At 60.1% G+C, this 21,623-nt stretch carries 21 protein-coding genes; 11 read left to right on the top strand and 10 right to left on the bottom strand.

Annotated elements, in window-relative coordinates:
* Position 1: 1 nt before the first annotated feature.
* Positions 2–907 (bottom strand): helix-turn-helix domain-containing protein, encoded by a 906-nt coding sequence (locus AC0L21_RS18715; protein WP_473263281.1) that lies wholly within the window; start codon positions 905–907, stop codon positions 2–4.
* 48 nt (positions 908–955) lie between these two features.
* Here AC0L21_RS18715 and pobA point away from each other — a divergent pair, with 48 nt between their 5' ends.
* Complete coding sequence (gene pobA / locus AC0L21_RS18710; protein ID WP_473263280.1) at positions 956–2,128, top strand: 4-hydroxybenzoate 3-monooxygenase; 1,173 nt, start codon at positions 956–958, stop codon at positions 2,126–2,128.
* Positions 2,129–2,190: 62 nt separating this feature from the next.
* Here pobA and AC0L21_RS18705 read toward each other — a convergent pair whose 3' ends face one another.
* Positions 2,191–4,341 (bottom strand): CHASE2 domain-containing protein, encoded by a 2,151-nt coding sequence (locus tag AC0L21_RS18705; RefSeq protein ID WP_473263279.1) that lies wholly within the window; start codon positions 4,339–4,341, stop codon positions 2,191–2,193.
* 18 nt (positions 4,342–4,359) lie between these two features.
* Positions 4,360–5,031 carry a hypothetical protein gene (locus AC0L21_RS18700; RefSeq protein WP_473263278.1) on the bottom strand — a complete coding sequence of 224 codons (672 nt, stop codon included), beginning with the start codon at positions 5,029–5,031 and terminating at the stop codon, positions 4,360–4,362.
* Between the two features lie 423 nt (positions 5,032–5,454).
* On the opposite strand from AC0L21_RS18700, the gene AC0L21_RS18695 reads away from it, so the two are divergent.
* A complete protein-coding gene (locus AC0L21_RS18695) occupies positions 5,455–5,913 on the top strand; it encodes a hypothetical protein (RefSeq protein WP_473263277.1) in 459 nt (152 codons plus the stop codon).
* A gap of 40 nt (positions 5,914–5,953) precedes the next feature.
* On the opposite strand, the gene galE is transcribed toward AC0L21_RS18695, so the two are convergent.
* The gene (gene galE / locus AC0L21_RS18690) at positions 5,954–6,946 is read right to left on the bottom strand and encodes a UDP-glucose 4-epimerase GalE (RefSeq protein WP_473263276.1); all 993 of its coding nucleotides are present in this window, start codon (positions 6,944–6,946) and stop codon (positions 5,954–5,956) included.
* A 424-nt stretch (positions 6,947–7,370) separates the two neighbouring features.
* Here galE and AC0L21_RS18685 point away from each other — a divergent pair, with 424 nt between their 5' ends.
* Entirely contained in the window at positions 7,371–7,655 is a 285-nt protein-coding gene (locus AC0L21_RS18685; RefSeq protein ID WP_007606560.1) for a hypothetical protein, read from the top strand.
* A 169-nt stretch (positions 7,656–7,824) separates the two neighbouring features.
* On the opposite strand, the gene AC0L21_RS18680 is transcribed toward AC0L21_RS18685, so the two are convergent.
* The 3 genes from AC0L21_RS18680 to AC0L21_RS18670 form a co-directional block, all read right to left on the bottom strand.
* The gene (locus AC0L21_RS18680) at positions 7,825–8,385 is read right to left on the bottom strand and encodes a hypothetical protein (protein WP_456765860.1); all 561 of its coding nucleotides are present in this window, start codon (positions 8,383–8,385) and stop codon (positions 7,825–7,827) included.
* Positions 8,382–8,684 (bottom strand): CSS-motif domain-containing protein, encoded by a 303-nt coding sequence (locus AC0L21_RS18675; RefSeq protein WP_456765859.1) that lies wholly within the window; start codon positions 8,682–8,684, stop codon positions 8,382–8,384. The genes AC0L21_RS18680 and AC0L21_RS18675 overlap by 4 nt, the downstream gene beginning before the upstream one ends.
* Positions 8,685–9,019: 335 nt before the next feature.
* On the bottom strand, positions 9,020–9,385 hold the full coding sequence (locus tag AC0L21_RS18670) for a VanZ family protein (RefSeq protein ID WP_456765858.1): 366 nt from the start codon (positions 9,383–9,385) through the stop codon (positions 9,020–9,022).
* Positions 9,386–9,666: 281 nt separating this feature from the next.
* Here AC0L21_RS18670 and AC0L21_RS18665 point away from each other — a divergent pair, with 281 nt between their 5' ends.
* Positions 9,667–9,813 (top strand): hypothetical protein, encoded by a 147-nt coding sequence (locus AC0L21_RS18665; RefSeq protein WP_456765857.1) that lies wholly within the window; start codon positions 9,667–9,669, stop codon positions 9,811–9,813.
* A 761-nt stretch (positions 9,814–10,574) separates the two neighbouring features.
* On the opposite strand, the gene AC0L21_RS18660 is transcribed toward AC0L21_RS18665, so the two are convergent.
* Positions 10,575–10,748: a hypothetical protein gene (locus AC0L21_RS18660; protein ID WP_473263275.1), complete on the bottom strand. Its 174-nt coding sequence runs from the start codon at positions 10,746–10,748 to the stop codon at positions 10,575–10,577.
* Between the two features lie 892 nt (positions 10,749–11,640).
* On the opposite strand from AC0L21_RS18660, the gene AC0L21_RS18655 reads away from it, so the two are divergent.
* The 3 genes from AC0L21_RS18655 to AC0L21_RS18645 all read left to right on the top strand — a co-directional run bounded on the left by AC0L21_RS18655 (position 11,641) and on the right by AC0L21_RS18645 (position 12,936).
* The gene (locus AC0L21_RS18655) at positions 11,641–11,916 is read left to right on the top strand and encodes a hypothetical protein (RefSeq protein ID WP_007606566.1); all 276 of its coding nucleotides are present in this window, start codon (positions 11,641–11,643) and stop codon (positions 11,914–11,916) included.
* Between the two features lie 49 nt (positions 11,917–11,965).
* Positions 11,966–12,370: a hypothetical protein gene (locus AC0L21_RS18650; RefSeq protein ID WP_473263274.1), complete on the top strand. Its 405-nt coding sequence runs from the start codon at positions 11,966–11,968 to the stop codon at positions 12,368–12,370.
* Positions 12,371–12,471: 101 nt separating this feature from the next.
* Positions 12,472–12,936, top strand: a complete 465-nt coding sequence (locus tag AC0L21_RS18645) for a hypothetical protein (protein WP_473263273.1) — start codon at positions 12,472–12,474, stop codon at positions 12,934–12,936.
* An 812-nt stretch (positions 12,937–13,748) separates the two neighbouring features.
* Here AC0L21_RS18645 and AC0L21_RS18640 read toward each other — a convergent pair.
* Both AC0L21_RS18640 and AC0L21_RS18635 read right to left on the bottom strand, forming a co-directional pair.
* On the bottom strand, positions 13,749–14,090 hold the full coding sequence (locus AC0L21_RS18640) for an H-NS histone family protein (RefSeq protein WP_473263272.1): 342 nt from the start codon (positions 14,088–14,090) through the stop codon (positions 13,749–13,751).
* A 1,013-nt stretch (positions 14,091–15,103) separates the two neighbouring features.
* Positions 15,104–17,152 carry a glycosyl hydrolase family 28-related protein gene (locus AC0L21_RS18635; protein ID WP_473263271.1) on the bottom strand — a complete coding sequence of 683 codons (2,049 nt, stop codon included), beginning with the start codon at positions 17,150–17,152 and terminating at the stop codon, positions 15,104–15,106.
* 214 nt (positions 17,153–17,366) lie between these two features.
* Between AC0L21_RS18635 and AC0L21_RS18630 the strand changes: the two genes are divergently transcribed.
* From AC0L21_RS18630 to AC0L21_RS18615, 4 genes are all read left to right on the top strand, one after another.
* A complete protein-coding gene (locus AC0L21_RS18630) occupies positions 17,367–17,744 on the top strand; it encodes a helix-turn-helix domain-containing protein (RefSeq protein ID WP_473263270.1) in 378 nt (125 codons plus the stop codon).
* Positions 17,745–17,870: 126 nt separating this feature from the next.
* Complete coding sequence (locus tag AC0L21_RS18625; protein WP_473263269.1) at positions 17,871–18,494, top strand: transglutaminase-like cysteine peptidase; 624 nt, start codon at positions 17,871–17,873, stop codon at positions 18,492–18,494.
* Between the two features lie 385 nt (positions 18,495–18,879).
* Positions 18,880–20,076 carry a polysaccharide biosynthesis/export family protein gene (locus tag AC0L21_RS18620; RefSeq protein ID WP_473263268.1) on the top strand — a complete coding sequence of 399 codons (1,197 nt, stop codon included), beginning with the start codon at positions 18,880–18,882 and terminating at the stop codon, positions 20,074–20,076.
* Between the two features lie 51 nt (positions 20,077–20,127).
* Complete coding sequence (locus tag AC0L21_RS18615; RefSeq protein WP_473263267.1) at positions 20,128–21,549, top strand: O-antigen ligase family protein; 1,422 nt, start codon at positions 20,128–20,130, stop codon at positions 21,547–21,549.
* Positions 21,550–21,623: the final 74 nt, after the last annotated feature.

The raw sequence follows: 21,623 nt of genomic DNA, 5'->3' as shown, positions 1-21,623 counted from the left end.
CTCAGGTCTCGTCGCCGTGGAGCTGCGCGCGAAAGGCGCGCGGCGACACGCCCGTGGCGGCGGCGTAGACCCGGCTGAAATAGGCGGGGTCCTCGAAGCCAAGCGCATAGGCGATCGTCGAGACCGGCAAATTGGTGTAGACGAGGTTGCGCCGCGCCTCGCGGATCAGCCGGTTGAGGATCAGGTGCGAGGCGGTGTCGCCGGTTGCCGACCGCGTCACCCGGTTGAGATGGGTCGGCGTGATCGACAGCGCTCCCGCATAGTCCGCAACGCTCCAGCGTTCCAGATGATGCTGTTCCAGCAGCGCCTCGAAGCGGCGGAATAGTCCGCTTTCAGCCGTGCCGTTGCCTCCGCCTTCGCCGGTGAGCGCGCGGGCCACCAGCCCAATCATGGCCGCCGACAGTGCACGCAGCACATGCGCCCGGCCGAAATCGCGTGCGGCGTGTTCGGCAAAGATCTGCTTCATGGTGATCCGGATCTGCGGCGTGCCGCGTATCACGGCCGAACGCGACAAGGCACCTCGCAGTCCTTCGGAGGCGAGCAGCGCTTCGTCCAATATTTCCGCGGCGATGGTCAGAACCCAGCCCTGGGTATCGGGCACGAAACGGAAGCCGTGGACATGGCCGACAGGCACGTTGACGATTTGCATCGGCTTCAGCTGCACCACGCGCCCGTCGAGCGTGGCCTCGCCGCCGCCGCGCTCGATCAGCAGCACCTGGTGCAGCCGGGCATGGCGGTGCACGGCCAGCGTCCAGTCGTGCAGCACCGAGCGCGAGGCAATCGTCTCGCAATGCACGACATCGGGCAGATCGCCGGACTCGCCGAACAGATTGTAGACCCGGATCGCCGGGACGGGGGCTGCGTGTCTCATGTTCGAATAGTACAAGACAAAGACGAAAGTCTCCATCGGTCAGCGGCGCTGAATCTGCAAGAAAGTGCCGAGGAGGACGCCAAAATGAAAGTTCAGGTCTGTATCATCGGCGGCGGGCCGTCCGGGCTGCTGTTGTCCCAGCTCCTGCACCTCAAGGGCATCGACACGGTCGTGCTGGAAAAATACAGCCGCGACCACGTGCTTGCCCGGATCCGTGCCGGCGTGCTCGAGCACGGCTTCGCCAGGCTGATGCGCGAGGCTCAGTGCGGCGAGCGGATGGACCACGAGGGCGAGATCCACAAGGGATTCGAGATCGCCCATGACGGGGTGCTCTCACAGATCGACCTTTACAAGCATTCCGGCGGCAATTCGGTGCTGGTCTACGGCCAGACCGAGCTGACGCGCGACCTCTACGAGGCGCGCGACCGCCTCGGCGGCAACGTCGTGCACAACGCCGAGGATGTGACGCCGCATGACCTGACCTCCGACCGGCCTTACGTGACCTATCGTTCGAATGGCGAGACCGTTCGAGTCGATTGCGATTATATCGTCGGCGCCGACGGCTTTCACGGCGTCAGCCGCAAGTCGATCCCGAAGGACGTGCTGCGGGAATACGAGAAGATCTATCCGTTCGGCTGGCTCGGCGTGCTGTCGCGCACGAAACCGGTGTCGCCGGAGCTGATCTATGTGAAGCACGAGCGCGGCTTCGCGCTGTGTTCCTTGCGGTCGCAAGTGCTGAGCCGCTATTACGTCCAGGTGCCGCTCACCGACAAGGTGGAGGACTGGAGCGATGATGCGTTCTGGGCCGAGCTGAAGCGTCGTTTGCCGGACGAGGTCGGCGACCGCCTGATCACGGGACCGTCCATCGAGAAGAGCATCGCGCCCTTGCGCAGCTTCGTCGCCGAGCCGATGAGCTACGGCCGCCTGTTTCTCGCCGGCGATGCCGCCCACATCGTGCCGCCGACCGGCGCGCGCGGGCTGAACAGCGCCGGCTCAGACATCTATTATCTCTACCACGCCATGCTCGCGCACTATCAGAACGACGATGATTCCGGGCTCCAGGGCTACTCCGCCAAGGCGCTGGCGCGGATCTGGAAGGCGCAACGCTTCTCGTGGTGGATGACGATGCTGCTGCATCACTTCCCCGACCGGCTCGAATACGAGGACCGGCTCCAGCAGACTGAACTGGAATATCTCCTTTCGTCCGAGACGGCGCAGCGCCTGCTCGCGGAAAATTATGTGGGGCTGCCGTTTTAAGTATGCGAACGCGGATGCTTTCTCTGGGGGTGAGAGACGCCGTCGTTGCCGAGTGAAGACCGTTATTTCCCTTCCAGCGTATTGACCGGCGTCCACTCTGGCAGGGGGGGATTTTCGATGAGCGCTCTCGCGCGTTTCGCGAACTTTGACGATGGTGGATCAGTCTTGGCTACGCCCTCGAACGCGCCAGCCGCCTTTGCGAACTCCCGCGCCCGCCAGCAGGCCAGCCCTTCCGCGTAAGCCGCGGCCACCTGTTTCTGCCCGGCGCTCTCCGCGCCTTTGTCCGCGAGCGGCTCGAATACCCTGATCGCCTCGCCGCGCCCCAGCACCCGGATAGCATCGAGTTCCCGCCAAGCGAAGCCGTCGCCCGTCTGCGCCATCGTCGATTCCGAGGCCATGATTGCGGTGCCGTAGTATTTGTTGGCGCCTTCGAGCCGCGAAGCGACGTTCACGGTGTCGCTCATCACGGTGTAGTTGAAGCGGCGGCGGGAGCCGATATTGCCGACCACGGCCTCGCCGCTGTTGAGCCCGATGCGGTGCGACAGGCCGCGGCCGGCGAAAGCGGCGCTGCCGGCGTTGAGCTCTGCCAGCTTTGCGTGACACTTCAGCGCGGCATGGACCGCGTGGCGCGCGTGCGCGGGATCGTCGGCGGGCGCACCGAACATGGCGACGATGGAATCGCCGATATATTTGTCGACATAGCCGCCATGGCTCTCGATGATGTCGGTCATGGCCGACAGATATTCGTTCATCAGCGTCACCAGCTCGCCTGGCGTCATCGTCTCGGCAATGGAGGAGAAGCCGCTCAGGTCGGAGAAGAACATCGTGACGTTGCGCATTTCGCCGCCGAGCGCAGGCATCTTGCCGGAGGCAACCATGGTGTCGATCACTTCGGGGGCGAGATAGAACGCAAAGCTCTTGCGCAGGAAACGCTCGTCACGATCGGCCAGCACGAAACGGTAGCCGATCATCATCGCGAGCGCGGCAAGGCTTGCGAGTGCCGGCTCCGTCAGCGGCAGCGCCAAGGCATAGACGAATGCGCTGACGGCCATGGCGGCGTATACCGCGGTAAGGCCGAGCCATGCGATCAGTGCGCCACCGGGTGCAAGCACGCAGGCCGCGCAGGCCACGATCGCTGCGAACACAATGGTGAGAATGCTCCGCAGTAGAAAGCCGAGCTCGGTCACCGCATCGCGTTCGATCAGATTTCGCACCGCGTTGGCATGCACGAAGACACCGGCGATGTCGCTGCGGGCCTTTTGTACGGTGCTTGCCGGAGCGGGCTCGGCGCATCGTGGCCCCGGCGTTCCGTCATATCCGCCGGACAGTCGCATCGAGGTGAGCTTGCGATCATCGAAATTCAGGGCGGTGCCGAGCAGCACGACTTTGCCGCCGAAGGCGCGGCGGAAGAAATCGCTGTCGCCTTTTTCGACGCAGGCTCGCAGATCGGCGAAGGAGAAAGTCGGAATGTCGCGGCCCAGTCCTCGAAAATTCAGCGCCAGTGTATTCGGTACCGCGCTCGGAATTGCATAACCGGACAATTCGGTCGTTCCGGACGGTGCAATCTCGGGCTTTACAGCGAGCGCGCGCGCGGCGAGCTCGACCGCCATCGCGGGAACCAGCTTGCCGTCGATCGAGAAGCTCAGCGGCATCCGCCGGATCACGTCGTCAGTGTCAGTATGGACGTTGAGGGCGCGGATATTGTTTCTCACCACCAATTGCTGCGCGCGGTCGGGCCTTTCCTGATGGTCGTTGCTCAAGATCTCGCCGAGCACCAGCTTGCCGCTGTCGGACAGCTTCCGCAGGGCGATGAGATAGTCTCGATCGAATCCCTTTAGTCGCGCGCCAAGCGGCGCATCGCCAAAGGGAATCTCCGACTGCTCGATCGAACTTGGAAAGATGACGTCGAATCCGATGACCTTGGCGCCGCCACCGTCGATGCTGCCGAGAACCCGGCCGATCTCGCGCGTCCAGGTCTGCGTTGGCGATCCCTTGAACGGCGGAGTGTCGTAGGTCTCGCCGTCGATGGCCACGACGACGACCGGTGATGTCGCGGGATCGCGTTGGTCGCCGACGAGCTTGCCGCGCAGTGCCGTGAGGATGTCGAGTGACAGGCCCTGCAACGTCTGCAGCGGCGGAGACGTCACGATGGCGCCTGCAAGAAGCGCAATCAGGATCGCTGCAACGAGGTCCCGTCTGCCCATCCGCCCCATCGCCCTGTCGCTAACTGCCTATTCGAGCCGCAGCAGGCGTCCGACGATCGGCGTCGGCGACGACGTGGCGCTGGGATCGACCTGGAAGGCGTAACGCTTGGTGCCGAGGATGGCGAGATAGCTGCCGCCCGGCGTCAGCGACTTCCCGGCCTTGGCGAAGTCATAGAACTTGCCGCCGACCATCGTTTCGCTCTTGAGCGGCACGCTGATGGTGGGCTCCTTGCCATCGGTGCGTTCGATCACCAGGGTGCTGCCGCTCTTGGCCTGCACCAACGGCGCGATGCCGTAGAGCGTCGGCAGCTTGGCCGGAGCGCTGCCCTTGGCGTCCGACCGCATGGTGCGGAAGGTCGTCGCGGCACTCTGGTTCGCCTCGCGCTCCGACAGTTTTGCCGCGTTGGTATCGCAGGGCACCTTTTCCCGCTTGACCTCGCCGAGTTGCACGGTGCTCTGCTCGGTGCCGACCATGACGACGCCTTCGCTGATGGTCTCGCGCTGGCACGATTTGAGATAGCTGAGCGTAATGGTTGCCTTGGGCCCCAGCTTGATGATCTTGCCCGGCGCCACATAATCCATGAACGCGACACCGTCGACCTTGCCTTGCACGTCCTCGACAATGGCGGCCGGGCTCTCCGCCAAAGCTGGGGCAGCAAGACAGCACGCGCCGACAACAGCGCCGATCAGGCTTTTCATGGGAATTCTCATCCAGTTCGACCGATATTTGCCCGGTCCCCGTCCAGGGCCGATGCTTAGCAGCGAAACCCCAGGCAAGTGTGACCGGAATCACGCTCAGATATTGGTGCACTCTATCAGGAAGAGGTTCAAACCGGCGACCGGAGAAGAACTGCGCCGGCGAGCTGGTGGGCGGATGGATCATGTCATTCGGCTAGGATGGCCTCGACCGAACGGTCCTCGGTCGGGTGGCCCTCCGCTGCATTCTCTATAATGGGCGCGAGCACGGGCGAGCGTGCGCTCGCCCGCGTCGCTGCGCGTCGGCAGCAATTTGACTGTCTCGCTTTGCAGGGCGTTAACCGTGGCGGAATGCTCCCCGCGCGGGTCATTGTCGCGCCCCAGAGTTGGTTGCAAATACGTTTGAGTTTTACGGCGGATATTTTCATGCTGAGAGACGGCAAATATGCTGCCTGGTTCAGGACCCCGCGCGGTCAGGGCACGGGCGTCGTACATCTGGCGGAGGGACGAATCTCCGGCAGCGACAGCTTCTTCACCTATGGCGGCTCTTATCGAATCGACGAGCAGCGCTTCACGGCGGTTCTGACCACGCGGCGACATGCCGAGGGACCGCCGACCGTGTTCGGGCTCGACGAGGTCGAGGTCAAGCTCTCGGGCGTGTGCAGCGGCGCGATGGCGACCTGTTCCGGAACGGCCGAGCAGGCCCCCGATGTGACCTTCGAGGCGACGCTGATCTACAGCCAGGACGAGGTGCCGGCCACTGACGCCAGAGGTGCGGTCGTGAAGCTCAATGCCGACAAGCTGCCCAAGGGGCTCGACGGCCGTTCGCGATCGCGCCATCCGTTTGCGCCGGGATCGCTCGGCTCAGAACGGAATAGACCATAAGGCCACGTCTCATCTCCCCTGATCGACTTCGACGATCTTGTCAGGGCTGCTTAAGCGGATGGGCCTTCTGGTGCCAGGCCCAGGCGGTGCGGATCACGGTCGGCAGATCCGAATGTCTCGGCACGAAATTCAGCACTTTTCGCGCTGCGGAGGGGTCGGCGACCAGATAGGTGGGATCGCCGGCGCGGCGCGGTTTGATGGTGTGGGGCACCTCGCGCCCGGTCTCCTGCCTGATGGCGGTCAGGATTTCCCGCACCGAAAAGCCGGAGCCGGTGCCCAGATTGAAGCTGCCGCCGGCATGCCCTTGTTCCAGCAGCTTCAGCGCCGCGACATGCGCCGCGGCGAGGTCGGTGACATGGATATAGTCGCGGATCGCGGTGCCATCGGGCGTGTCGTAGTCCTCGCCGAACACGGCAAAATCGACATGGCCCTGTAACGCCATCATGGCGCGCGGAATGAGATGGGTTTCATTGTCACGCAATTCGCCGATGCCGCCGGCAGGATCGGCGCCGCTGGCGTTGAAATAGCGCAGGCAGAACGCGCCGAAGCCGTAAGCGGCGCGGTAATCGGCCAGCATGCGCTCGATCATCCACTTCGATGCGCCATAGGGGTTGATCGGCGCGCAGGGGAAATCTTCCGGCAGTTCCTTGGAGTCTGCGTTGCCGTAGACGGCGCCGGTCGAGGAGAACACGATACGATGGCAACCTGCATTGCGCATCGCCTGCAATAGCGACAGCGTGCCCTGCACATTGTTGATGTAGTACTTTTGCGGGTCGGTCATGGACTCGCCGACGAGGCTTGCCGCCGCGAAATGCATGACCGCCGTGATTTTGTGCTCGGCGAAGGCGTGCGCCAGCGTGGCGCCGTCGAGCAGATCGCCTGTTACCAGCGGACCGGCGACGAAGCCGCGATGACCTGTCGACAGATTGTCATAAACGACGGGCTGATAGCCGGCGGCGGTCAGGGCGCGGCAGGCATGCGAGCCGATATAGCCCGCGCCTCCGGTAACGAGGACAGTCGGTCGGTCCGTCATGTGTGCTTACCTCAAAGCGAAATCAACGATTATCCAGGCAACCGCCGCCAGCACCAAATCGGCAGACAGCACGAGCGAGCGTCAGCGATGCGGGACGTTTGCGGAGAAGCCGACCATATGTCGGCCCAAAGCGGTGCCCAACGCGGGAACATGCAGGGTGGCGCCACGGGACACGACATCACTCAAGGAGAGGGCTTCCGAAGTGATCTGTCCCAATGTGATTGCCTCAGTTCAACAGTTGATCGATCGGGTGAGCATAGATCGATCTTCGCTGTATGCAACCCACCGGGGGCTCGGCACGATAGTCCTTCTTCGTTTAGCTCGCATTGACCCTATGGCTGCGAAATGGTCGGCGCGCGCGCGGCGGCAACCGAAGCTTTAAGTACGAAAAATAAGCTGAGGCCGAGTAAAGGAGTGACTGAACATGGCACAGATCTGGATGACTTATGACGAACTCGCCGGGCTGAGTGGCTGCACGCCTGCCGAGGCCAGAATGCGAGCCATCCATTTGTCACTTGACCGCCGCAAAAGCCGCGATGGCGCAACCCGCGTCAAGCTCGATCTGGCGCTGACGGCTAAATTTTTCGCATCTGTCCGGGACGCCGATTTTGATCTGGACGGCGCCATCGAGGCGCTCCAGGCCACCCATCATCAGATGGCAGAACTCCTGACGCCGAACCAGTTCCTGGGCCAGCGCCGCTCGGCTTAGCCCCCGCACGTGATTTCTCAAGCTCCGGGTATAAGGAGCCGAGATCTCGCGATAGTTGTTCCGAATCAGGCGTAAATCTCCATCCGGAATTTCCATTGCGGGCCGGGTTTAATCGCAGCGGGCCGCAGAGCTTGCAGGAGGATGCCATGAGGAACGACAGCGATCGAGGCTACGCGACACTGGTGGGAGCGGCGATGCTGGGGGGCTGATCATCATGACAGCCGCAACGGCGAGCGCAGAACTCGTGAAGTTGCAGGCCGATCTCAAAGGCGGCAATGAAGTGCCTCCGAACAACTCGCCTGGAACAGGCAAGGCCGAGGCGACCTACGAAAGCCTGCCGAAAAGCGCGCCGATTGCGAACGCTACGGCCAGCGTCGGCCAGTAGGCCTCGCGTCGAGAGGATGCCGCGTTCGAGGCGGATGGTCGCATGGAGTGGGAATCGAGTGGAGTTTTTGTCGAGATCGATCGGGACCTGCAAGGCTTTGTCGGGATAGAGCAGGAATTCGCCAAGTTTCTCGCCGTTGCTCAAGGCGAGGATCACTTCGCTATGGACGCGCAACTCGGCGGGCATGATGTCGAACAGGCTGGCGTTGACGCCAAGAATGGCGACCAATGCGGCGTTGCCATTGATGTCTTTGAGCACGCCCAGAGCATCGCCGCCGAATTGCTCGACACGGAAGAGCGAAAGGCTCTTGTCGCGCGCGGGAAGCATATCGCGGCGGTCGATCATCCCTTGTCGAATTCCAGCGTTTCGGAATAGGCCGAACAGATCACCGGGCCATCAGGGTTAACGAGGCGCACATCCTTGATTGCGGAACGCTGGTAGACGTGGAGGCGGATCGCCTGCAGCGTCGCGGGCCCGCAATCGGCAAGGTCGCGCCGCGCAAGTTCGCCCAGGCTCGCGCCGGCAAAATCGATTGCAAATTCGGCGCGACGCAGAACAACCTCAGTCAATTCGTCGAGCTGATGGGCTTGCTGACGCCGGATGATGCTTTCGGCTGCGAAATGCCCGCCCAGCCCGAACGCCATTGTGCTCGCAAGCACGAGCGCCGCAAACACAAAGGTCGGTCGCTGTAGTCTCATCCTGCCCGCGCGGAGATCGAAGGACGCTCCTGCAGATCCTAGTCAGGACGGGCTAAGATAGGGTCTAATTGGGACACCCAAACGCGGCGCGGAACCCAACGGGTCTTGCCCATTTGGCGGGCAGCGGGGGCGGGAGGCGTGGGTAGCCCGGTTTGGGGCAGAGCGGTGCGCTCTTCGGCATCACAAGCCTGGGTGGCGAACCGCGTAGCCCGAGGATGAGCCAAAGTTGCCTTGTTCTGCCCACCGATCGGGATGGCTCGGGCGGTTCCCTCCCTGTTGCCTCAGGTCGGAGGTCTGGGCAAGAAGGCCAAGATCGTCTGGGCGAGCATGACACCCACGAGACCTCCGGCGACTTTCTGGAGGGCGTCAAGCAGGCCCGGATCCCGGTCGGGTGTGAGCATTTGCATGATCTCCAGCCCTATGGCGACCGCGATAACGAGAGAGCAGGTTAAAGCGAACCGTCCCGGCAGCAGGAACGACAGGAGAAATCCGAGCAGCCCATAAGCGCTGAAGCGCTCGATCACGACGACCCAATAGGCTTCGTGATGCCCCATTAGCGCAGGGCGTCCTGCCAACTTTGCAAAGGTGGCGTAGACAATGAGCGCCAGGCAGATGCACATGGCTGCAATCAAGTGGTTTCTGCGCATGCCGCCAGGGTAGCCGGTTGGCTACCGATCGGGATTAAAAAGCCCAGATATCGTTAAGTTCCAGCTGGCGCTAACGAGGCATCCATGATTCAGGGGCGTTTCAAGGCGCGATCTCTAAAGGACCACACTCACGCTTAAGCAGGTGGGCATAAGAGTAACCTCTCCGGTTCCGTGGCAAGGCAACGAGTTTACTCTGGCTGAAGTTGGCTTTTCTATTCGTCGAGAACAATCGCATAGTTTCTGTTATTTCAGCCGCCGCTTTATCCGATGAGCTCTTTGCCATGCCGAACGTCGACGATCTGCAGATGCTACGTCTGATCAAGGCTTTTCAGAAAATATCCGACCAGGACGTAAGGCGCTTGATCATCCTGTATGCGGAAGAGCAACTCGAGAAGCTACAGGCAAAAGCGAAGCAAAAGCCGCAGTAGACGTACGCCGGCCGGCGAGCCGTCCCTGTGGTTTGCGTCGCAAATTTCCGGTGCTCAGGTGATATCCGTTCGACAACCCGTTGCGCCCCATTGAACGTCTCGACATGGAGCCGACTCGGCTTAAGCCTTTTCCCTGCGGACAATCCACCGGCTCGGCCTGCAACGCCCGCCTTCCCAGATAGATGGACGGGTCCCCGCATCGCTGACGATGCCGCAACTCAGATTGGTTTGGCACCGACGGTCTAAGAGGGCTACGACAAGGTTGTGGTCAAAAGCTTCCGGTAGTTCGAGCCGAAGAGGACACACCGCAATTTTGGGCGAAGCCGAAGCTGCTACGCAGCAAGCCCTTGCGTTGCGGTAACGCGCCATTTTGCGCTGTCCTTGTCGACAGGCCTAATTCTGCCTGATCGTCGGGCTGTCTATTTTCGTTGACCAGCGCGATTTAGATTCCGCTGTAACCCATCGGCGGCGCTTCAGCCGTGATCAATGCGCTTCGAGACACAGGAGCCTTGGTGGCGAAATCCGCGCGGTGGTCATACCGGCGTTGAAGCCGGCGGCACCGGGATGGTCGGCCTCAAAGTGCGGTTGCCATCAGGTCATCGGGGCCAGGTTTAGGCGTGACGTTCCATTTCAGCCCGATTCGGGCATGGTCGCTTTGATCATTCATGGAGTGTGCATCATACGTGCTCGGGCACGCCAGCACACTCGAAAGCGGGCTGCATCATCCCGGCAGATGATCGGGCCCTTCGGGCTTTTGATGCTCAGCTCTGCTTCGGCTTCTTCGACCTAAGCGAAAGACCCAGGCGCAATGTCATGCGCTTGATTGCATCAGGTGTCCGGCCGAGCTGTTTCGCGGCTTCTTCCAAAGAGACTGAAGACTTGGCCAGTTCCATCAACTTGCGATCTTCCTTGAACGACCAGGGCTTGCGCGCCATACTCAAAGAATCCTCATTCACAAAATAAGACGACAAAGCCGCCAAGCGACCCAGGTTCGCTCGACGGCTTTGCTTGGGTGGGGCCAGGCCTTGGGGAAGCCCGGTGCGAAAATGAATATGCGATTGGCGAAATCTCGCAACCAACACCGTGTGTTAAGCTAACCGCTCAACCTTACCTGCGGCTTGGCGCGTCGCGTTTGTCCGTGGATATACGGATGTGGATCTTGAAGCGATTGACGACAAAAGTCGAGGTTCGTCGAGCGTCCTGCATCTGACTTCGTTGCGGACGGAGCCAAACGGCTGGCGCGTTTATGCCGCGGGCCTCGATGTAATCTCCATGAACGAGCTGCGTGGTACGGAGCCGTCGGAGCAGTTGCATGGTCCGCGACAATCGGCGCCGGAAGCGCAAGGAAAGCCGCGCGAGGTAGTGCTTCCCGCAACGGCAGTAACTGGCCGCCGCCTTTTCTGCGGCTCCAGGGAAAACGGCGGCGTTCATTCCGCTTTTATCGACCCCGCCCAATCGAGTGGAATGAGAGTGCGCGATCGAAGGGAACGTGAGACAGGCGGAAATGTGAGGCCCGTCGATGCGCAGGATCGTGAGTGAACGAGCTCTGACGTGACCGACGCATGCAGGAGCGGCCGGTGTCCCGCGTTGTGGCCGCCGGGCCCCGTCGACTCTTTCTGTTAGCGCTTGGCTCTGGCGGTACGGCTTCCAAGTTACCTTGAGTGATCACCACGCTTGCAGCAGCTTCGCCGGACGCCTAATAATTCTGCATATTGTCAGTTTAGTACGGCTTCGATCATTTGAAGTGCTGGTCACGTTGGGTCGTGTGGTTCGTCAAGGCGAATTCTGGGCCCGAGTTTTTGGAAGCCGGTGCCTTGAGGAGCCAAAATGCTGGTTCATTGGAACGCTGGACCGCGACGGTATTTTGTCAATGCTGATGGACATCGCGTCCTCATCGGCCTCTCGCGCGCGGAAACCGCAGAATTCGAAATGCTCGACGATCCTCCGTCGCGGGCGGAGGAAGGGAGCGCGATAGGTGGCAGCGGTTCGACCTGCGTGAACGTCGATCGATGGTCGGAACTCTATACCAAGCATGAAGATGCCTGGCGCATCTGGATCGCGCGAAGCCGCACTGAAGCGGTTTCCAGTTTAGCCCTTTTTTAACCATGGCGGGTCGATCCTTGGGCCCAAGGGCACAAACAGGATATGCCAGATGTTCCATCGTCTTCTGAAAGCCCGAACGAACAATCCGCTCGCGCAGAACAAGCGCTTCCAAGCGCGTTCGGCCGAACGTGATGCGCAGACCGATCGCGAGCGTGTTGCTTCGATCATGACGGCGATTGACGTGGCTCTGCAGGCTGCCGAAAACGAGCAAGCGGGGCTGAGCAGTCGCGTGGAAGATGCGCTCGCGCGTGCGGCCGTGACCTTCGGCAATGGCGACGATGAATATCTAGAGCGGGAAGCGCTGGACAATCATCATCAGGACCTTTTTGGCGCCGAAATCTCCAATGGTCAGAGGCGGCTCAAGGAACTTGACGCGTCCGTCTCGCATTTGAAATTCGTCAGATCCGCAATGCTGACGCGTTTTCTTGGCTATTTCAGCCAGTCGGGCAGTTGACCGCTCGTCGACCTGATCAAAGGCGTGGTTTTCATTGCTCGCTTTCAGGCAGCAGTGTAAATTGCGGGCCTCCCGCTCTTGCGATTGCTGATCCTAGGCGTTTGTCCGACTGGTGGCTGAAACCGGTGATGACCGCCTCTGCGCGCGGAGCCAAGCTCCGGGCCGACGACATGTCTTTTCGCCACTGGGTGCAAGTTGGGACGACAACTCTGTCGTTGGCGGTGAGCGCGACGGCGTGTCTTGCAGAACAACCGGCCGGGTCGGCGACGGAGGAGCCAGTGGGCGAGACGTCGACTGAAATGTCGCGTGAAGAATGGAAGATACAGATCGAGGAAGCTCGTCGACGGATTGCCGCCGAACGTCGCGAGCGACGCCTCGGGTTACGAGCTCCCGCCGAACAGGATCTGGCGAAAATAGCCGCAGAGCGCGCCCTGGAGCGAGCTATGAACGACACGACGCTGGAGCCGGGCGACATCGTGTCGACGAGAAAAGGATTTCTCGTCTTTAAACGGCGAACGGGTCCTGAGGGAGAGTGGAACGAATTCGTTCCACTCATTCCGCGCTGACGCGCGGGCGTCGACCGAGATAACGCCATCCGAGCCGGATCTCTTGCACTCCAGCAGCCAGTGAATAGAGGAAGGCCGTCGGGGAGCGCTCCCCGGGTGGCCGTCACCGTGTTTGGTCCACTGAGCTCTGCGAAGGCCGAGCGCCCGCGGCCTCGGTCGACCAAACGCGTCGTGAAAGGCGGCACCAACGTCCGGTGATGCCGTGCACTCGCAAGTTATTCTCGCTTGAGGGCGCTGCGCCTTTCGCGTAGAGCGGCTGCAATCGATCCCGCGGCTGCTTACGAGCGCTCTGAAGTTATGTCGGCAAACTTGGGACCGCGACGCACCAAGGGCTGCGCGACCGGGTTCCTCTCACCGCGCATACGGCGATTGCGTGGAATCCTGATCAGTCTCCGGAGAGATCGTACCTTCTCGTGCGGGCAATTTTTCGCCGCTGCATGGAAATAAGTGCCCGAACAGCGTAGCCGACAAACACGCCAGCGACGAAGGCGGACCACAGGAGGGCGATTGGATAAGTGGCGATTAAATACGTCATGGCCTCGCGCCGAAAAAAATGCACACGGCCAGAATGAGCACGCCAATCCTAACCATGGTTTAATCGGCCACAGGAACGGAAGTTCGGACCGGGACCAATCGTCGCAAACGTCCCGTGGAGGAAATGGCCGGTCCTGCGATCTTTCAAAGTCGCCATTGGCTGGCACAGGCGGCCTAGGTCGGCAGTCGCCGCGATTGCCTCGAAAAACTCAGTCGAACCGTCAAGGACGTACGGTAGTGCGAGATCGTCCCTTAGCGACGAGATCGAAGGGTCGACATCAAATATTCTTGGCGGAGTCCGTTCCGCGAGCTTCCGAAATCAAGAATTCATCGAGATGCGCGCCAGCTTGGAGCTTGGCAGCTATCCAGCGCGGTTGCCTCCCCCGTCCTGACCATACCTCGTTCGGGTTATTCGGGTTTCGATATTTGGGCAGCACGGCGGGATATGGGCGGCGCTCGCGATCGGGTCGCCAGGCCTCGTTGGTTTCTTCAATCGCGCGAAGCCGTTGCTCTAGCTTGAACTTTTCCGCCTCGATCATCTGCGCAAGCTTCGTCGTCAACTCCTGATGGATAATCCATAGCTCATCGACGGACATCGATTGAAAGTCACATACCTCCATGGCGAACCCCTTAATCCGGTGATTCGCAAATCATGGGATAAGAAGCGGCGCGGCGAGGGAATATATCGCCCTACCCACAGGTATTTACGATGTGCGCCGCAACGTCCGAGCTGTACGGGGGACGATCGCTATGCAGTTTATGCCAGTCGTATGAAATCTGAAGCAGCCCGTACGGAAGGAAGAGCTGTCGATGTCGAAGCGGGTGTGTGGCGCTTGTGTTTGACCCGTTGCGTCCCGTGTGTGCCAAAAATGAAGGTATTTTGCGCGTCCGCCACGGCGATGGGCTCTATCGGCGCACGTCAGAAACGGCTGCGGACAGCCACGTCGCTCGTGACGGGTCCGGCAGTTCCAAGTTTAAGCTTTTGCGCGGACATCAATATTAACAAACGAGATCGCTTGCCACCTTCAATAATCCCAGCCATTTATTTGCGCTATTGGCAAGCTTTTCGCCACTAAGCTATTTGCGTCATTGGGCAGGCAAAAGTTCATGATCAGGTATTCTTCTAGTTCTTTAACAAACTACCGAGCGCAGGCGACCCACTCTCAGCAAGACTCTCTTGAGAACCAATATCGGGAATTGCTTGAACTGAGAGAGCGTGTCGAGAACGCCGAGGCCGCGCGACGCCTCAAACCGCACCCGAAGCCATCCCGCAACAGGGTCAACTAGGGCTCGGCTCGTTTGCGAAGATTCGGAAAGCCAAGCGTCGGGCGGGCACTATGAGGCGAGGTCAGATCTAGGCCTTTGTCCGATCAGGCCGGACGCCGCGTCAAATTTGCGCAGCGGTGCTGGACGATTGTTGCGTGCTCAGTGGCCTGGCGAGGTCATCGCTCATGGAGTGTGAAAACTCATGCTTCAATTTCTTCGGCGAACGGCGCGATCCGGATTGACGAGGGCACGTTTGTTCTCGACCAACCGCTATATCTCGGCTCGGCAGCCGGTGCACGCGTAAGATCTTCAATACTTCGGGCAGCCAACGAGGCTGATCTGGTTTGAGCGGTGGCTCGGGTCCGTCTCAGACAGCACTCTCGATCGCTCGAAACGACATGCTGGCGTTTCCGACGTTTAGTGCGCCGACTGACCCCGCCGGCTTTTCGACCCATGCGAGCAGCTCGATTGCGTTCGGCTTCTGCGTCGCGAGCGAACCCGTGACGCCACTCCAGTTAGAAAGCATCGTATTGTTGATCATTATCGGCCCGCGGATGGCGTATCTGTCTGGTCGGAGAAACGATGTGCCGACGAACTCGAGTTTGAGCATCAGGCGAATGTCCTGATATTGGCGCGGCGTGAGCGCCAAGGTGGCGACGACTGCCCCCATTGCCCTGATCTGGACAACGGCCGGAAACGGCAGCGGGTCGTACCAAGCGGACAATTCGATCAGGATCGAGTCCCCCCTGCAGATCGAGGGGACGGATGGGATGATCATGGTGAGCTCAGGTGTTGCCACCGGGCTCGACCAGGATGATTCCGGGGATCGCCTCGTTGTGGAAGGCAGTCGGCCGAAGATTCGGGCGCAGGACACAAGCCGGCTTTGGTCGAGCACTTCCTGCGAGGCTATGTGAGTATAGTCGCAATTCCGTAAAATAACGCCGTGAAATTGATATGACTTGTCCGGGAGGATCGAGCCAGGAGGCGGATCCATGGTCACGCAGCCTGGTCCGCTGACGCTGTCGAACAGAACATCGCGTTGAACACCTTTGTAAAACCATATTAGATTGTGCTCGCTCTGATCGGTCACGCCACGGAGTGAGCAATGACGTATTGTTACATTTTGAACCTGTCCGTCGTTGTAATCGTTGTGCAGAATAAATCCGTGGCGAAATCCGTTTGCAGGATCGAGTGTTTCGATCGAGGTATTGGCGAGCGTTAACCCCAGATGGCCGAGCTGATATTCGCCCGGATCGGGTACGAAATAGTCGAGGACCTTGTCGATTGATCTTGCCGTGACCTCGATGTTTTCGAGCCGGTGGCCTCCGCTCATGATCTGCAACACGATGCCAACGTCGAGACCGGCGGCGGCCACCCGGATGTTTCGTATCAACGTTCGTCGTGAGAATTCCTGACAGTAGAACAGAGGAAACTGCGTTCCAGGCTTCGAAGAGCCTGCCATGTAAACGTCGATGTCGTGAAAATTGGCGCGTACGGAGCCGGTTTCGACCTCGAACAAAGAGGCTGACGTTCCAGCTGCATTCCACAGAACCGTGGCGTTAATATTGTGTGCGGCGCTTCGCGTGAAAGCATTGAAGCAAGCGACGGCATAGCCACGGGTCCAGCAGTTTCGAATGACGCTCTTGTAGCTTCCCTGGATAAAGAACGGATATCCATTGTCACACTCGATCCGCAAATCATGGATGCTGTAACCTTGCGCGATGTGCTTCGTGACGTTCGCGACGATCAAGCCCCTCCAGCCGTCATCGACCGGATCCTCGAGCAGGAGGCGTCGTCCGTCGACGCCGACGACACGGTTCATCTCCACGTAATAGGGCAAAATATCGCCTGGTGTGATAATCGCATTGACCGAGCGTGCAATGACGATATCGCCAGGCTTGAAATTCGCTGCATCGCGAGCATCCTCCAGATCAATGAATTGATCGCCGGCCATGATGCTGCTGACCGGCATGTACTTGTAGGAATGATACGCCGTCCGGCCGAAGGCAGCACCCTGTGGGCTGATGAAGGCAGCGTTCGATCCAATGATGACCGAGCTGTGCCCGTCCCCGTAGTATTCGACATTGTTGCGGACTGTGATGTTCTTGGCGAATTCAGGGAGGCGATATCGGCCGGTCGGAAAGTACAGTCGGCCGCCGCCGAGGCGCTCCAGATAGAGCCCGGCAGCCTCGATGGCTGCCCAATCGTTAGCCAGACCGTCACCGACCGCACCGAAATCCCGTCGGACGTCGACCTGATGCGTCGGGCTCGGACCCGATGCTCGAGGCGACGATTGGGCCATTGCATCGGATGCGGCCAATATCGAAGCCGAGCCGCCGGCCAATAGATCTCGTCGCCGCATGTGATGTCCGAAAGCTTCCGGTGTCCCACCCGCCTGCGGATCGCCGGCGGTCAAACGAAACTGTCCAATGCGTTTCAATTAATCAAGCCGGAAGCCATCAATCGCGCCAGACGGCCACTCGGCAGGCGCGTCGGGCACTAACCTGCAACTATTGGGCGCTTCTTGCTCGGGTTCCCATATGTTAACTTTATTGCCTTATGTTCGCCATTGGCCTGGAAGGCTAATCGCTGCAGCTATCCTGCTGCGCCGTCTCGAAGCTGCAGGCTCGATGACCTTCGAATCGATGAAGAAGCATTCGAGACACGAAATATTCCTCAAGCTTAACCAGGCTGATGCGCTGGCTCAGGCAGGCAATTCCCAGGTCCAGATCAGTAAGGCCCTAGGTGTCAGCGTAATGACCCTTCATCGCTGGCGCAGGCTTCCGCGACGGACGGGAGAGTCCGCAAGCGCTGAGGGGGCGCTCCAGGCGGAGGTTTTCAGGCCGGAAGGGCAGTCAAGCACGGAGCATATGCATCGCCTGGTCGAAGAACTGACAGTGGAGAACCGGCGGCTCCGCAAGATCGTCACTGATCTTCTGCTCGACAAGTTGCAGCTGGAAGAGACATCACCCCCGACGATCGCTCATAAGGATGAGCGCGACAGCTGATAGCGCCTCCGCAGCTCGGTTTGGTTAAGAAGCCGTAGTGCGGTCCTGCATGGTTTGAGATAAGTTCGACCGTCCGACCAAACGCGTTTCTAAATTGTCGCTGTTACAGCTGCCTCAAGGATCACTATGCTTGGGGAGTGCGGAATGTTGCGCAAATTCTGGATCTGCTTCGCGTTGCTTCTCACCGTCGTTCTGTCCGTCCAGGATACGCGGGCTGCAATGATCGGTGCGCCGATCAATCTAAAATACCAGATTGAACGGATAAAGCTCGCCGGCGCTGTTCTGCCGCCTATGGCTCATATCAATTTCTGCCTTCGCTATCCCTCGGATTGCAAGACAGGCAAGCCCTTGTTCCGAGGAGGGGGTGTGAAGCTGACGCCGGAGCGCTATGCCGATCTCGTCAAGATCAACTCGGACGTCAATCGATCGATTGCGCCTGTGCGCAACGAGCGCGGTGTTGTCGGTGAAGAATGGATCGTTGCGCCCTCGCAAGGGGATTGCAACGACTATGCCGTCACTAAGCGCCACGCGCTCCTCGAGAAGGGATGGCCGGCGCGTGCCTTGCTGCTGGCGGAAGTAGTGACCGGCTGGGGCGAGCATCATCTTGTCCTCGTGGTCAGGACCCGCTCGGGTGACGTTGTGATCGACAACCTCAATGCCAACGTCCGGCCGTGGTCAAAGACCAGCTACCAGTGGGTCAGGATGCAGTCGCCGCAAAACCCGCAATTCTGGTCAAAGGTCGCGGTCTAAGTCTCGCTTGGATGCCCCCAGGTGCGCACGGGCTTCGGGCGGTCGACCCGACCAGGTCAAAGTGCGCCTCACCGCACGCCCAGGCGGCTGGCAGTCTTCTTCCAGTGCTTCAGCGGAGACGACAGGCTCAAAGGCAGATTGACAGCGCTAATGGCGAACCAGATCCTCGTTAACGGACCGCTAACGATAAAAGCGCAAACCTTGCGTCCTTGGTGCATCGTCGCCGACTTGATTGCTGAATTAGGGACGTGATTCTAATAAGTTGACTAAATGTTGCGTAGTTGCAACACTCGCCATCAACGTTCTGTTGCCAATAACAGTTAGCGATTGCGGTGCTACCCTCACCCATCCTGCCATGGTACGGCAGGGTCGTGGTGGAGGTGTGATGCAGTTCCGGAATATCGCCCGTCTGAGTTTGTTTGCGTTGGCGACGTTCTTGTCGGCGGGCTGCTCGATGATGCCGGCAAGCGGCCCCCAGGGCGATGCGGTTCGTGCATCGGAAGCCGGAAGTCCGGAAAGTCTGCCCTACGCCTTGGTTAAAGTAACCCCGGACGTGGAGGCGGTTCTCGCTTCGTTTTCGCCGCGGTTGTCCAACCAGGCGACCAAGGCGTTCCGTTCCGATCCGACCGAGATTCGTTTCGGCGTGGGCGACGTCGTCAGCGTCACTATCTTCGAGGCGGCGGCGGGCGGACTGTTCATTCCGCTGGAAGCAGGTGTACGCCCGGGCAATTTCGTGAGTCTCCCGAACCAGAACGTGGATCACAACGGCTTTATTTCTGTGCCGTACGCAGGTGCCATCCGCGCGAAGGGAAGGACGCCGGCAGAGGTCCAGCAGGCAATTGTGGAAGCCCTCAAGAACAGGGCCATCGAACCTCAGGCCGTGGTGACGTTGATCGATCAGCGAACCTCGCTGATCAGCGTTCTGGGTGAGGTCAACTCACCTTCGCGTTTTCCCGCAAACGCGGCTGGCGAGCGAATTCTGGACGCGATTACCCGTGCTGGCGGCCCGAAAGGGCAGGGATTTGACACCTGGGTCATGCTGGAACGGGGCGGGCGGCGCACCACCGTGCCGTTCGGGCAACTGGTCTACGAACCGATCAACAATATCAATGTGCAACCTAACGATACTATCTACGTCTATCGCGAGCCGCAAAATTTCGTCGCCTTCGGCGCGTCGGGCTCGCAGGGACAGTTCAATTTCGACGCATGGCGAATTTCCCTCGCTGAGGGTGTCGCAAAGGCTGGCGGGTTGAACGACAGTTCGGCCGATCCAGCGTCAGTGTTTCTCTATCGCGGAGAGATGCGCGAGGTCGCAGAGCGTCTCGGAGTTGATACCAGGCGGTTTCCCGGCGATGTCGTTCCGGTCATCTATAACGTGAATTTCCGCGATCCCAGCGGTTTCTTCCTCGCAACGAAATTCCAGATGCGGGCCAAGGATGTCGTGTTCATCTCGAATGCGTCGTCGGTCGAGGCAGCCAAGGTGATGCAATTCATCCGACTGGTCACAGCGACTGTCAACGATCCGATCGTGGCTGCACAGAATGCTGTCCTGCTTCGGACGGCGATCAAGACAGCGCCTTGACTTCGGTCACGCTTCTGGCAGGTCGGCCATGGCGGTTCGCGAGCTGGGGACGTGAGCATCTCGCCTGAAGCCAAGAACGGAGAGCGCTCGCGAGAAAACCGCCTGGCGACTGGGCTGCTTGGCGCAACGGTTGCCGTTGCGCCTCTTCCCTATGGCGCAACCGATCCAAGTGCTGTCAGCGCCTTGGTTGCAGGTCTGGGCATCGCCCTGTTGTGCGTGCGGCCCCGATTGCGAACGCCAGGGGACCTGGGCGTCATTGCATTTCTTGCTCTCGTCGGGGCCGGATACGCCCTGGTGCTACACGAGCAGCTAAGTGCCAATCCCTGGTTGCAAGGCCGGCCCGACATGGCCTGGCTGGAATTGTCCTTGCTGCTTGGCGAGGGGCGCGCGCCGCTCTCCGTGGTGAGGGATCAGCCCTTTTTTGCACTTGGCAACACCCTCGCTTGTAGTGGGGCGCTGCTTTGCTCCTACCTGGTCTGCATGGACAGGCAAAATGCCGAAAGCCTGCTCAAGATCATCGCATGGGCTGGTGTAGCCTACGCCGCCTTCGGTATAGCAACTTACATCGTCGCGCCGGAAATGGTGCTGTGGCGGGAGAAGGTCCTGTTTCGGTCGGTGTTGAGCGGTACCTTTCTAAATCGCAATACTGCGGCGATCTATTTTGGGGTTTGCTCGGTTCTTTGGACGTTGCGCGTGTTTCGCAACATGCTCGATCAGCGCGTATTCTGGGAGGGCCGATGGCGGATCGTAAATCTGCGCTGGGACGTCAACCTTGGCGCCTCTTGTGGAGGATTCCTGCTTTGCTTTCTTGCAATGATGTTGACCGGCTCGAGGGCCGGAATTGCGATCTCCGTCGTCGGAATGTGCGCCGCAATCGCGTTCCTTTTTAATCGAGAGATCCGATCCCGGCCGGCCGCCTTATGGTTGGTTCTGCCCGTCCTTGGGGCCGCGGCTCTATCTTTCTTCGTGCTCGGCGGTCAGGTTGGGGAGCGCCTGGGTCAATACGGCTTGAGCGGCGGAGGGCGGTGGGAGGCGTACGCTTCGACCTGGCAAATCATCGCCCAACATCCCTATCTCGGAACCGGGCTGGGGACTTTTGTATCGGTCTTTCCCCGTTTCCGGAGCGGCGATGTTTCGATCTGGGGGGTCTGGGACCGCGCACATAACACGCTCTTCGAACTTGCCGCCGAGGTCGGAATTCCGCTGTCGGCCATTGTGGGGTTCGGCTGGATTTTGGCGCTTATTACAATGCTCCAAGGCTCGCTTCGGCGGCAAAAAGGGGGAATCTATCCGCTCGCCGGTCTTATCTGCGGCGCCATGGCGGCCTTGCATTCAATGGTCGATTTCTCGCTGCAGGTGCCCGGTCTTGCGGTCACCGTGATGACGCTAGTCGGAATGGGGCTCGCTCAGCGGTCCTCTCGAGCGGGCAAGACGCGTGATGGGGAGGCGCGACACAGCGTAAAGGTTAACTAGTGACGGGTTATTTCGGGAGGCTCTAATCGGGCATTTGCCTTGGCGGGCTGCCAGCCGCCATGTTATGGATGTTA

This window comes from Bradyrhizobium sp. WSM4873, from assembly GCF_055811355.1.
This window is presented reverse-complemented; position numbering and strand designations above follow the sequence as displayed.